Source organism: Virgibacillus sp. MSJ-26, from assembly GCF_018918075.1.
In the GTDB taxonomy this organism is placed as follows: domain Bacteria; phylum Bacillota; class Bacilli; order Bacillales; family Amphibacillaceae; genus MSJ-26.
Genome location: NZ_JAHLPW010000012.1, coordinates 38,172 through 50,788, shown reverse-complemented (window position 1 = coordinate 50,788; position 12,617 = coordinate 38,172). Strand labels below are relative to the sequence as shown.

Here is a 12,617-nt window from a genome sequence, read left to right as displayed (position 1 = left end):
TGTTAAAGGAGAGAAGACTTTAATGAAGAAATTTTTATCTATATTATTAACCTTAACGATTGCTTTCTTCACATTGCCATTCAGCGGTAATATGGTTTTAGCGGATGGTAAAAATATTGACGATATTGAAGATGGCGATTATGGCATAACAGCAAAAGCAATGCATGAAGATAAAGATGAAGCATCAGGAGCTGCAGGATTTATTAATGAAGAAGCAGTGCTTTCTATTAAAGATGGAAAAGCGCAATTGACAATAACAGTACCGAAAACTGACGGGGCTGAAATCACAGGTCTCCAAGTAGAAGGGCAAGAGCCTGTAGTGAATGAAGGCCAAGACGCTAAAGACATGACTTATGAATTAACTAATCTGAAGTCAGAATTAAACGCACAAGTTCAATATGAAGTTCCTTCAATCGGCTTGGATCATGATGTTCCCTTTAGATTTATCCTAGAAGGTTTAGATGACCTTCCAGTCAAAGAAGAGGAAGCAACTGAACCGGAAGATGATGACACAGATGGTGTAGAAGAAGATAACGATAAAGGAAATAATGACTCTGAAGAAGGAACGGAACCTGAGGAAGAACCTGAACAGGACTCTGATGATTCTGTAATTAAACTAGACAAAGGTTATTACACAATCGATACTTCTTATTTACGAGATGATAATGATGATAAATCATCAATGGCGAGTTATCTCGAGTCACCAGTATTCCTTGAAGTAAAAGACGGAAAAGTCCTTGCAACCATCACAATTAGTGAAGATGAAACTGTAACAAAGATGCAAGTTGAAGGTAAAAATGCTGTGAACAAGGTCGTGGATGGGAAAAAACGTCACGAAACATTCGAGTTAGATCAATTAGACTCAATTATAAACGCTTATGTTGAATATCAAGCACCATTTCAGGGTGATGTCTTTAAAGGTAATGCAGAATTTCGTATTTCATTTGATAAGGATTCTGTAGAAAAATCTAAAAAATCGTTAAAGCCTGGTATAGATGCAGAGCAAGACGCTGATAAGGATTCTGATAAGAATAAAGATGGAGATAAATCTGATGAAAAGGATAACGGTAAGCAAGAATCAGATCAAAACAAAGATAACAAAGGAACAAAGCAAGAGAAGAAATCCGATCAGCTTGTTCCAGACAAAGCCTATGAAATTAACTATACCATTATGCACGAAGACGGTAATAAGCCATCTATATCAGATGAGTTCTTTAAGAAACCAGCAAAATTATTTGAAAAAGACGGTAAGACATATTTACAGATGACAATTATGAATGGCGATATGATTAGTGAGTTAAGCAATAAATACGGTAATGCTGTTATCGTTGAGAAAAATGACGACGGATCTATTGTTGTTCAGCTTAGAGTAAATGATAACTTATCTGATATGCTATTAGACATGCATGTTAAGGTTCCAGCAGGTGCGATTCCGGGCTTCCCTGGTTATGATGAAGATCATGCTGCTATTCTAGTTTTTGATAAAGATAGTATGAAAGAAATCGACGTAGGAAACTCAAAATTAGTAGCTTCAGACAATGAAAATGGTCCAACAGTCAAAGGTACGGGTAACGGGGATCAATTAGGTTCAAAAGGTGATGAGAATGACAAAACTCCTAAAAAACCAGAATTCGGTTCCAATGATGATAACGGATCAAATGGCTCCAATGGTAATAAAGCACAGAACCCTAAAACAGGAGACACAAGTGGTATTCTTCTATACACACTCTTACTTTTAGGTTCGGCACTACCTTTAGTAGCCAAATTAAGACGCCGTTTCATCTAATAGTTTTATAAAAGAACATCAAGAGCAAGGGAGTCTTACAGTTTATTAAACTGTAAGACTCTGTTTAATGTTTATGTGGTAATTATATAGGGGCATGTCCTATCTCAAAAAGAGGTGAAAGCAACATGAAAAATAAATTATCATTATTGATGATTATTCTTTTTGGTCTACTTTTATTTGCTGGATGTGGATCAGACGATAATTCAAGTGCAGCAGAAGATCAAGCGAATGATGAAGCAAGCAATGAGGAAGAAAAAACAACCTCTGAAGATGTTAAAGAAACTGACGGTGACATTATCGCTACCACAGTGGCTTTGGTGGAAATCATGGATAAATTAGAATTAGATTTAGTTGGTGTACCAACTAGCTACAAAGACCTTCCCGAACGCTATGCTGACGCTACAGAAGTAGGGATGGCTATGGATCCTGATATGGAAATCATTAAATCTCTCAAACCGACAGATGTCTTATCTGTAACCACGTTGGAAGCGGATTTAGAAGATACATTTGAAAAAACAGATACACCTGTTTCTTTTATTGATCTTGAAAGTGTTGAAGGCATGTACGATGCTATTCTTGACCTTGGTGAAAAATATGATCGCACCGAACAAGCAGAGGAACTTGTCAATAGTTACGATCAACAGCTGTCTGAACTAGAAAAAGAAGTCGAAGGGAAAGATTCGCCTTCTGTTCTTATTTTATTAGGTGTTCCTGGCAGTTACTTAGTAGCAACAGAAAACTCCTATATCGGTGATCTTGTCAAACGCGCTGGTGGCGAAAATGTCATTCAGGGAGAAGACGTCGAATATATCTCCTCAAACACAGAACACTTACAACAATCAAATCCAGATATCATTTTACGGGCCGCTCACGGCATGCCAGATGAAGTGGTGGAAATGTTTGATAAAGAATTTAAGGAAAACGACATTTGGCAACACTTTAAAGCAGTACAAGATAATCGTGTCTACGATTTAGAGGAAACCAGATTTGGCACGACGGCTAATCTAGCAGCCCCAGAAGCGCTCGATGAACTAGTCGACATGCTCTACCCTAAAGAGAATGAATAAAACAGATATTGGTAAAGAGGTTTTAACATGAACAAAAAGGTCATTAGCTTCATAGCAATTATTATTCTACTTCCGGTAGTTACCATATATTCAGCTATTACAGGCAGCATTGAAATTTCAGCTTTTGAAATGATAAAGGGATTATTTTCTGGAGCGGATGAAAATGTTGCAATTATCCAAGATTTACGTTTTCCACGGATTATCATTTCCTTATTTGCAGGTGCTGCTTTATCTGTTTCAGGTGTTTTGCTTCAGGCGGTTATGCGTAATCCATTAGCTGAACCTGGAATTATTGGAGTTTCTTCTGGAGCGGGCTTTTTTACAATCTTAATGGTGACTCTATTCCCGACGTTATTTTTCTTTAGTCCGTTATTCGCTTTTCTCGGAGGGGCACTTGCCTTTTTACTCGTCTATCTTTTTTCATGGAAATCTGGATTAGACCCTTTACGGATGATACTCATCGGGGTGGCGATTAACGCGGTGTTCACAGGATTAAGTGAGTTGATGAGTGCGCAAGCAGCGAGTAGTATGATGTCTAATATTTCTGTTACGACGTCAACGCTGTCGATGAAGACTTGGGATGACGTTGAAATTATGGTTCTATATGGTTCCATCGGTTTGATAGCGAGTTTTCTCCTTTTTGCTTGGTGTAATCATTTGTCACTTAGAGATAAAACATTAAAAAACTTAGGATTTAATGTTAATCGAGCAAGATTTGTGATTTCAATTGTTGCTGTTTTGCTTGCCTCAATTGCTACAGCCATTGCTGGTATGTTTACGTTTGTTGGCCTATTGATTCCACATATTGGAAGGTCTCTGGTAGGAACAGATCATAAGGTACTTATTCCTTTTTCAGCTATGGCAGGGGCTTTGTTAATCGTTGTGGCTGACACGTTAGGAAGAACGATTATAGCACCGATTGAAATCCCAGCTTCGATTATCATGGCTGTCATTGGTGGTCCATTCTTAATCTTCTTGCTTAGAAAGAGTGATCGTATTTATGGAAATTAAAAACATAACTTTTGCCTATCAAGATAAAATTACAAGACTTCATAACATAGATACGGACATTAAGAAAGGCGAGATAACGACCATTATCGGACCGAATGGTTCTGGGAAATCAACGCTACTCAGTGTCATGACAAACAACAACCAACCCCAACAAGGGAAAATCCTACTTGAAGGAAAAGGTATTAATGAATATAAGCCAAAAGAACTTGCTCAAACGTTGGGTGTCGTACACCAACAGAACTCAGCTCCTTCAGATATGACGGTTGAAAAGCTAGTGGAATATGGTAGATTACCATACAAGGGAACGTTTTCTCCCCTTTCAGAAAAAGATCAAGAGATGATAGATTGGGCACTTCACGCAACAGGGATATATGAAAAACGTGACATGCCGATTGATACTTTGTCAGGGGGACAACAGCAGAGAGTATGGATTGCTATGGTTCTTGCTCAAGATACACCTTATTTATTTTTAGATGAACCTACATCTAATTTGGATATCTATTTCCAATATGAAATTTTAGAACTTGTGAAGAAACTAAATGAAGAGCATAACTTGACGATTGGTATGGTTCTTCATGATATCAATCAAGCAATTCAGTACAGTGATACTATCATTGCCATGAAACAAGGTGAAATTATTCAAAAAGGAAATCCAAAGGAAATTATCACTGAGCGATTAATTTATGATGTCTATGGTGTTCATGTCGTTGTTAAAAGAGATGATAGCTTAGGCACATATATTGTCCCAACAGGGATTTAATTTCAAAAGAGTTAATATTTTTACGGTGAAAGTTCGGGGGAGTATAACGATGAAAGATAAACGTAAATCAACCAAAAAAATGTTTTCAAAACTGGTTACCATCATTTGTATAGGTGTGTTCGCTTTTGCTGCACATGGTTTGTTTGATATATTTATGGATTATTATCAAAATAGAAAAATGATGAGCAATGTCCAAGACACATTTTATAATGCCGTATCAGCAGAGGAAGGTACTCAACAAGAAGGAGATGATGGGTCCAAGACCATCCGTCCAGGATTTGAAGAACTACTTAAACATAATCCAGATGTTGTTGGCTGGATCACCATTGACGGAACACAAATTGATTATCCAATCTTGCAATCAAGCAATAATCAAACCTATCTAACTAAGAATTATAATAACAATGAGTCCCGTGCGGGGAGTATCTTTTTAGATTATCGTAATGATGTGGGAATAGACGAGTTGAATACCGTTGTTTACGGTCACCGTATGAAAGACGGATCGATGTTTCAGCACCTCACTAAGTTTTTAGATAAGGACTTTTTTGATGAACATCGAACATTTGAGGTTGATACGTTATATGACAGTTATGAAGCAGAAATCTTTGCTGTTTATAATACATTGACAGATTTCAATTATATCGAGACAGATTTTGCAAATGAAGCAGAATATGAACAATTACTTAAAGATATCCAAGATGTATCAAAGTTTAAAACAGACGTCGATATTACTCCAGATGACCGAATCATTACATTATCGACGTGTGATTATGAATTAGACCAAAATGAAGGCAGATTAGTCATTCAAGCAAAGTTGGTTGAAAAGTAATCGATGCTCCCTTTTCGCCAGGAATAATAATATTAAATTTGTAATGGGCCTACTGCTAATCTCTTATTTTTTATGATTGGACAGGGGCTTTTTTGTCAGATTGCTTCACATTTAAGTCGGCTACGAATATAGTATAACTGACTATTGTTACTTTCTGTTCTACCCATAATAAGAAGTGAGTTCAATTCTTTTCCCAACTTGCTGATAAGATTAATAGAGAAAAAGCCATAGAGAGGGGATGCCCACTCTATGGCTTTTTTATATTGAGATTTAAGCTTTAACACTTTCCGCTTCTTGTTCTTTTTTATGTGATAAATAGATCTTTTTAGAAATCAATGTTTGGAAAATCATAAACAAGCCACCAACAGCCCAATATAAAGGTAACGCTGCGGGGAAGTTAAATGACATTAACCCAATCATCACGGGAGAAACAATCCCCATAACTGCCATTTGCTTTCGTTGTGCTTCGTCAAGTCCAATTAATGATACTCGTGATTGGATGAAATAAACGGTAATCGCAATTAGAGCTAAGATGATATCAGTTTGTCCTAGATTAAACCAAAGAAAATTATGCGCCGCAATTTCTGGTGTCCTTCGAATAGCATGATAAAAAGCAATTAGGATCGGCATTTGAATCAGCATAGGCAAGCACCCTGAGAATGAAGCTAACGGATTAAAATTGTGCTCTTGATAAAGTTTCATCATCTCTTGCTGCATTTCAGATTGTGCTTTAGGATCTTTTTTACCTTTATATTTCTTTTGGATGGCATCCATTTCTGGTTTAATGACTTTCATTTTATCTTGGACTTCTAAACTATTACGAGTTTGCTTAATCATGAACGGCATAATCGCTAAGCGAATGATTAATGTAATTAGAATAATTGACCATCCATAACTACCATTGAAAAATGAAGCAAGTCCTTTAATGATTATTGAAAAGTTGTAAACAAAATAATGGTCAAACCAACCTGATGACTGGGCATCAATCGGTTCATTCATATTAGAACACCCAGTCAGTAGTAGAATTAAAATAATTCCTAAAAAGCTATATTTTCTAAGGGACGTGAATACAGTTTGTTTTTCCAAAATAGTCCTCCTCTAATTTTTATAATTTGCTTTGAAATCGAGGAGGAATCAACGTCACTATCATCATCGGGTGTTTCGATGCGTTTTGTTTTATGTGTTAGCCACGTTATGACGGCATCATTTCCAACCATAGGTTCTTGAATTAATGTGGTATCAACTTGGAACGTATTCACATTTTTTACATACAAATAGTGATTCTTTCTAAATTTATGCATGTCCATGTTGATTAGTTGAAGAGCGCCAACCATAGACCATAACAATCCAACATAAAGATAAAATGGTGACGTGTTATTAATCAACTCACTTAAAAGATCGAAAAACATGTGTATTCACCTCCTTATTGCAGTCTTATCATTCTATTATACATCATAATTATCATCAACAAAAGAGTAGATCATTAAGAGATTAAATTAATAGCTATATAAAGAATTTATTCCTACTGGGCATCGAAGATAAATGGAGATGGACTTTTGATTATTCATTTAACCCCCCCCCTCTTGCCTGGTCAGTGTAATTAAGAATTCTTTTAAGAATACCATTCGTTTGGAAGGATTCTAAATTATTATAAAATAACTTCTTTAAAGGAAAAACTACCACTTTTCTTGTTACAGAGTTACTAGCTATAACAGCGGCAACCCTTCGATTTGGACTTGCGGGATTTTTTTGATGGTCATCGTTGCTTTTCGTGAAAAATACCACAGCCCTAATCGCGGTATTGATTTATGGCTTTCCACTTACTTTTTCACAAGTTTTTGGTATGATAATGGTATTGACAGGTGTTTATTTAGTAACGTTTCATCAGTATCTGAGAAATAAACGAGCTGTGCGAAAAATGAAAGCATCACAGCAGGCCGTTAATTAATAAATAGGATGTGACTAAACAATGGAAGAAGGAATTAATAAGCGGAAAACCGAGCATATTCGACTTTGTTTAAATGATAATGTGGAAGGTGTAAACAAGTCAACAGGCCTTGAGGGGATTTCTTTTATACATAATGCCCTGCCTGAAATCAATTTTAAAGATGTTAATTTAGAGACGAGCTTCTTGAATAAACCGCTACAAGCACCGTTTTTAGTAAGTTCGATGACAGGCGGTTCAAAACTTGCAGCTGATATTAATCAAAATTTAGCCCGAGCTGCGGAAGAAAAAGGGTGGGTTATCGCACTTGGTTCAACTCGTGCCTTACTGGAAAGTGATGCTCATCAAGAGTCATTTCTCATTCGCAAACAGGCACCAACAGTTCCGTTGATTGCCAATCTCGGTGCAGTTCAGCTTAATTATGGATATGGTGCCGAGGAAGCACAGCGTATTGTTGATATGACTGAAGCCGATTCACTCGTGCTTCATTTCAACAGCTTGCAGGAAGTCTTCCAAGACGAGGGGGACTTGAACTTTGACACCTTATTGCCAAAAATAGAAGCACTTTGTAAAAAAGTTAATGTTCCAGTTGGGGCGAAAGAAGTGGGCTTTGGAATTGACGGGCCCGTCGCTAAGAAATTATATGATGTAGGTGTATCGTACATTGATGTAGCTGGTGCAGGTGGAACGTCTTGGAGTCAAGTTGAAAAGCTGCGTTCCGAAGATCCGATGCGAAAAGCAGCAGCTGAAGCATTTAATAATTGGGGAAATCCGACAAAAGATTGTCTTGTTTCCGTAAAAAGCCTATTGGATAACGTGCCCCTTGTTGCTAGTGGTGGTATGAAAACGGGTGTTGATGCAGCTAAGGCACTCACAATAGGGGCTGATGTTGTCGGCTTTGCAAGGCAACTACTCCAAGCTGCTACTGAATCGACTGAAGCGGTAATCAAACAAATGGATCAAATTGAATTTGAACTAAAAACAACAATGTTTGGCATCGGCGCTAAGTTCTTGGATGAGTTAAAAAATACAAAACGTGTCAATATTATGGGTCGTTCATTGTTAGAGGATAACTTTTAAAGGTTACAAGTATGGGAGCTAACTTCTAAAATACTTTGTGAACTTTTAAGGGTAAAACAAAGTCATTAGTCCATAATAAGATAAGAGTTTTCGCCCAAAATAAATGAGTAGGGAGGTAGACAAATGAACAAAGAAATGCATCAGGGAAAAGACGAAAAGTTTATCCCGATGACGTCTATTTCAAGTGGTTCACTGCGAAAAATAATGGATGACGTCTATTACTTCACAGACCAAATTGCGAATGTGATTCTAGTTGGTAAGTCTAAAGATGATTGGGTATTAATTGATACGGGTTTGCCGGAAAGAGAGGATGCGATTCGAAATGCTATTCACGAGCGTTTTGGACAGGATGCAAAACCAAAGGCAATTCTGCTTACCCACGGCCACTTCGATCATGTAGGCGGGTTGGTTGAACTTCTCGAGGATTGGAAGGTTCCTGTTTATGCGCATGAGTTAGAATTCCCCTATTTAACGGGTGAACAAAGCTATCCTGAGCCTGATGTTACAGTAGAAGGCGGATTACTTGCAAAAATTTCAAGTATCTACCCAAACGCTCCGATTAATGTTGAGCCTTATTTAAAGCCGTTGCCAGCCGATCACACTGTTCCAGAACTTTCAGGGTGGGAGTGGTTGCATACGCCAGGTCATTCTCCTGGGCATGTTACCTTCTATCGACAAGATGATGGACTTCTCATTGCTGGAGATGCATTTATTACAGTTAAACAAGATTCGTTCTATAAAGTATTAACGCAAAAAACTGAATTGAACGGTCCGCCAAGATATTTAACAACGGACTGGAGTGCTGCAAAACAATCCGTGGAGCAATTGGCAGATCTACATCCTAAAATGGCTGTCACAGGTCATGGCACTGCGATGAAAGGAGATGGGTTTGCTGAAAAACTCCATCAATTTGTAAAAGAGTTTGATCAAGTGGCGGTGCCTGATTACGGGATATATGCGCCTGATCAAGAACATTAAAAAGTTAAGATCTTGATGTAGATGCACCGGCCTAAAAGGTTAGTCGGTGTCTTTTATAACTTTTTAGAAAACTATAACAGGAAAAGTTCTGTGGCCAATTTATACTGAAATTGGCCACGTCTAACTTCAGCGCCCAGCCCCTAGAGGTCTTAAGCAATAATCCTTCATGGCATAGATCGCCATTATGGCTTCTTGCTTAAGCTTGTCGGGGCTACCCGGGCGCTTCAGCTTTTGTTGGTCTAACTTCAGCGCCCAGCCCCTCGAGATTTTAAGCAATAATCCTTCATGGCATAGATCGCCATTACGGCTTCTTGCTTAAGCTTGTCGGGGCTACCCGGGCGCTTCAGCTTTTGTTCGTCTAACTTCAGCGCCCAGCCCCCTCGAGGTCTTAAGCAATAATCCTTCATGGCATAGATTGCCATTACGGCTTCTTGCTTAAGCTTGTCGGGGCTACCCGGGCGCTTCAGCTTTTGTTCTTATTTTTTATCGTGACATGTTTTAAAGGCGTCGTACATGTGATTGAAATGGACGGCATCTAGCGCTGATAATTCACTTAGTTGAATGACATCTATTATATAGAAGTGGAACGACCATATTTTATGTTTTGTTTGTTCATCACTAACCACAGACAATTTATAAAGCACTTCCAAAATGCCATACATGATGGAAATATCATGTTTACCATAATGGCGGATTTGGTAAAAACTTTTATATAAATAATCCTCAAATTTCTTTTGTTTTAATATACAACGTATCTGTTGTTGCTTGTCGGCCAAATAGAGAAGCTCAGGATTACCTTTTGTCAGTTCATGTAAAAGCTCTCCCATCCGATTAATACAGTTGATCGCTGTATGAGGGTCGTTTACAGCGGGAGAAATTGCCTTAAGGGCTATGTCCACTAACTTTTGAATTGAGAATTCAATGTCTAGGAGATCCGTTCGTTCACTGTCGATAATGATGTGCTCGTGCAATTCCTTCATAGGTGGTTTGTCGTTATTTATTGTAACGATATAGGCTAAAGGATAATCATTGAAAACAAACGCACCAACTTGGACATTCATAAATATTATAGTTTCATATTTTTTAGCCCATGAAACAAGGTCATTAAAATCCATTGATTGGATGTAGCCTGATTTTTTTGCCGTAAGCTTTTCGGAAATTTGTTTTTTATATGTTTTAATTTCTGCTTGATTCCAATGTTTGAAACCTAAATAATGTTTACTCGGCTTATTATTATTTTTAATAACGCGCGCCCCATCTGCTCGAAGCTTCGAAATGAGATGGTTAACATGAACCCAATTGGACGAATAATGTATAAAGTAAATAAAAATACCAAGAATCACTATCGCAATCACGCCCATAAGGATAGGACCTGCGACAAGGTTGTTTTTATCAACCATAATTAAATGAAGTAAGGCAAATATAAAACCGAAACTATAAAATCCTAAGACATGGTGTGTTGAGCTACTCCGCATAAAGTCTTGTAATGTCCGGGGTGAAAATTGTGAAGAATAGGTCGTAAGTACAGCCATAATGACTGATATACTAATTGTTGTTAACGTCAAAATGGCAGTGACAAGCGCTGAATACAGTTCTTTTGCTACCTCTGGATGTGTAAGCAGAATATTAGGCAGCGCATCCTTATATTCATCAATGAGCCAAGAATCGATTTTATGCACTAGAAAGGAGAGGATAATAGCGATAACTCCATATATCGTAGGTAAAAACCAGAAACTACTTCTCAGTTTTAACCATATTTTCTCCTGTATCATGTTGAACCTCCACTTAGATAACTTACTAAATGGTAATTACCCCTCTTTCCAGTTGTTCACACGTCAATTGAATACTTAGATGTTAACTATTTTCGTTAAATAAACTTTATGCAATCTTTAGTTTGAATTGTAATTACTGTCAAATTAAGCAAAAAATTATTAACACTTCTTTTGGCTGTGCTAGAATGACATCATAGAATGCGAGGTGTATAGCATGAAAATCGAAATTTGGTCAGACTATGCTTGTCCATTTTGCTATATCGGTAAACGTAACTTAGAACAAGCTATTGAAAATATTGATTTTAAAGATAATATTGTCATTCGACATAAAAGCTATGAGTTAAATCCTAACTCTGATTACACACGAGAAAAGACATATTATGAAGTGTTAGTTGAAAAGTATGATTTGTCTTTAAAAAAAGTAGAACAGATAAATGAAAATATAACAAACCAAGCTGCTAGGGTGGGCTTGGTATATAATTTTGATACGTTGAAACCTACAACTACATTTGACGCACATCGAGTAACACAATTAGCAACAAAAGAAGGAAAAGGTGACGAAATGGCTGAACGTTTGTTCAGGGCTTTCTTTACTGAGGGTCAATTGATTAGTGATGAAGACGTACTAAGAAATCTTGCGGATGAAGTGGGATTGAATTGTGACAAGGTGGATAAAGTTCTGGGATCAAGAAAGTTTTCATCGATGGTCCGTGATGACGAAGACGAAGCTGAGCAAATGGACGTGCAAGGTGTGCCGTTTTTTGTCTTCAATGAAACCTACGCTGTGTCTGGAGTTCAGTCCGTAGAAACTTTCACAGAAGTAATCAATGCCGTTTGGAAAGAGGAAAATGAAGACCCAGTCTTAAAATCATTGACCACAGAAAACTCGGAGACATCTTGTTGTTCCGGTGAAACATGTAGAATCGATAAAGAATGGAGCTAACAGACGGAAAACGAAAAAATTTAGCTCTTCAAATAAATTAGTTAAAGCATATAACATCTCGACATGATATTATATGCTTTTTCATATTGTGGTAACCTTTATCTTCCCAAAATCATTGGAAGTCGTTCCTAAGCGTAGTATAAAGAAGCTTTTTATCTCACAATCAGCTTGCCCTATCCTTTTAAAGGGCAAAGGTAAATCTCCTTTTTTCAGTTTACTTTCAAATAAATTTAGAGACCAGCTCACATTAATAAAACAAGCAATCATGTTATTTAATTCAACAAGCATGATGGTTAGCATGAATGTCTATTTAATGAAGCTTTCATTATTTTGGTATGGAGTTTAGGATTTATCCATAATTATAAAAAGAGCAGACCGACTTTTCATTGACTGTATGTATTTATATGCTATACTTTAGATAGAATCTAATTGATAATGAATCTCAT

At 37.2% G+C, this 12,617-nt stretch carries 11 protein-coding genes; 8 read left to right on the top strand and 3 right to left on the bottom strand.

Annotation, left to right across the window (positions count from 1 at the left end; genetic code table 11):
• Positions 1-22: 22 nt before the first annotated feature.
• The 5 genes from KQI49_RS12185 (at position 23) to srtB (ending at position 5,453) form a co-directional block, all read left to right on the top strand.
• Entirely contained in the window at positions 23-1,786 is a 1,764-nt protein-coding gene (locus KQI49_RS12185; protein ID WP_216489375.1) for an NEAT domain-containing protein, read from the top strand.
• 125 nt (positions 1,787-1,911) lie between these two features.
• On the top strand, positions 1,912-2,853 hold the full coding sequence (gene isdE, locus KQI49_RS12180) for a heme ABC transporter substrate-binding protein IsdE (RefSeq protein ID WP_216489374.1): 942 nt from the start codon (positions 1,912-1,914) through the stop codon (positions 2,851-2,853).
• Between the two features lie 27 nt (positions 2,854-2,880).
• Positions 2,881-3,864: a FecCD family ABC transporter permease gene (locus KQI49_RS12175; RefSeq protein WP_216489373.1), complete on the top strand. Its 984-nt coding sequence runs from the start codon at positions 2,881-2,883 to the stop codon at positions 3,862-3,864.
• Positions 3,854-4,624, top strand: coding sequence for an ABC transporter ATP-binding protein (locus KQI49_RS12170; RefSeq protein ID WP_216489372.1), 771 nt, complete (start codon positions 3,854-3,856; stop codon positions 4,622-4,624). The genes KQI49_RS12175 and KQI49_RS12170 overlap by 11 nt, the downstream gene beginning before the upstream one ends.
• A 49-nt stretch (positions 4,625-4,673) precedes the next feature.
• On the top strand, positions 4,674-5,453 hold the full coding sequence (gene srtB / locus KQI49_RS12165; RefSeq protein ID WP_216489371.1) for a class B sortase: 780 nt from the start codon (positions 4,674-4,676) through the stop codon (positions 5,451-5,453).
• A gap of 270 nt (positions 5,454-5,723) precedes the next feature.
• On the opposite strand, the gene yidC is transcribed toward srtB, so the two are convergent.
• Complete coding sequence (gene yidC / locus KQI49_RS12160) at positions 5,724-6,539, bottom strand: membrane protein insertase YidC (protein ID WP_253286815.1); 816 nt, start codon at positions 6,537-6,539, stop codon at positions 5,724-5,726.
• On the bottom strand, positions 6,491-6,862 hold the full coding sequence (locus KQI49_RS12155; RefSeq protein ID WP_216489370.1) for a hypothetical protein: 372 nt from the start codon (positions 6,860-6,862) through the stop codon (positions 6,491-6,493). The genes yidC and KQI49_RS12155 overlap by 49 nt, the downstream gene beginning before the upstream one ends.
• 560 nt (positions 6,863-7,422) lie before the next feature.
• Between KQI49_RS12155 and fni the strand changes: the two genes are divergently transcribed.
• Entirely contained in the window at positions 7,423-8,478 is a 1,056-nt protein-coding gene (fni, locus tag KQI49_RS12150; RefSeq protein WP_216489369.1) for a type 2 isopentenyl-diphosphate Delta-isomerase, read from the top strand.
• 123 nt (positions 8,479-8,601) lie between these two features.
• Positions 8,602-9,456 carry an MBL fold metallo-hydrolase gene (locus tag KQI49_RS12145; protein ID WP_216489368.1) on the top strand — a complete coding sequence of 285 codons (855 nt, stop codon included), beginning with the start codon at positions 8,602-8,604 and terminating at the stop codon, positions 9,454-9,456.
• 476 nt (positions 9,457-9,932) lie between these two features.
• Here KQI49_RS12145 and KQI49_RS12140 read toward each other — a convergent pair whose 3' ends face one another.
• Positions 9,933-11,228: a DUF2254 domain-containing protein gene (locus KQI49_RS12140; RefSeq protein ID WP_216489367.1), complete on the bottom strand. Its 1,296-nt coding sequence runs from the start codon at positions 11,226-11,228 to the stop codon at positions 9,933-9,935.
• A 214-nt stretch (positions 11,229-11,442) separates the two neighbouring features.
• On the opposite strand from KQI49_RS12140, the gene KQI49_RS12135 reads away from it, so the two are divergent.
• Positions 11,443-12,171 carry a DsbA family oxidoreductase gene (locus KQI49_RS12135; RefSeq protein WP_216489366.1) on the top strand — a complete coding sequence of 243 codons (729 nt, stop codon included), beginning with the start codon at positions 11,443-11,445 and terminating at the stop codon, positions 12,169-12,171.
• The last annotated feature ends 446 nt before the right edge of the window (positions 12,172-12,617 follow it).